This window comes from Pseudoalteromonas sp. SR44-5 (genome assembly GCF_014163675.1).
GTDB lineage: Bacteria > Pseudomonadota > Gammaproteobacteria > Enterobacterales > Alteromonadaceae > Pseudoalteromonas > Pseudoalteromonas rhizosphaerae.
The window spans coordinates 1-388 of sequence record NZ_JACJDT010000198.1 but is presented as its reverse complement, the minus strand read 5'-3'; the positions used below and the strand labels follow the sequence as shown (position 1 = coordinate 388).

Genomic DNA, 388 nt, shown 5'->3' with positions numbered 1-388 from the left:
CTCACAGCAACCGGTGTGAACGAAATTTACACATGGGATATTACATATTTGCCAACAACGGTTAAGGGCGAATTTTTATACTTGTATTTAGTGATGGATATTTTTAGTCGAAAAATTGTGGGATGGCAGGTTCACGATACACAGTTAAGTGCGCTAGCGGCTGATTTGATGACGGATATTTGCAGTCGAGAGCAAATAAAGCCAGAGCAAGTCACGTTACATTCGGATAATGGCAGCCCAATGAAAGGCGCTACATTATTGGCTACCTTGCAAGAATTAGGCATTGTACCGTCGTTTAGTCGCCCGTCAGTGAGTAATGATAATCCCTATTCGGAGTCATTATTTAAAACGTTAAAATATCGCTCAGACTACCCAGAAAAGCCATTTG

General features: G+C 41.2%; 1 protein-coding gene. It reads left to right on the top strand.

Annotated elements, in window-relative coordinates:
• Positions 1 to 388 (top strand): DDE-type integrase/transposase/recombinase (locus H5154_RS23210; protein ID WP_182719779.1); only part of this gene is annotated, 388 nt, incomplete at both ends.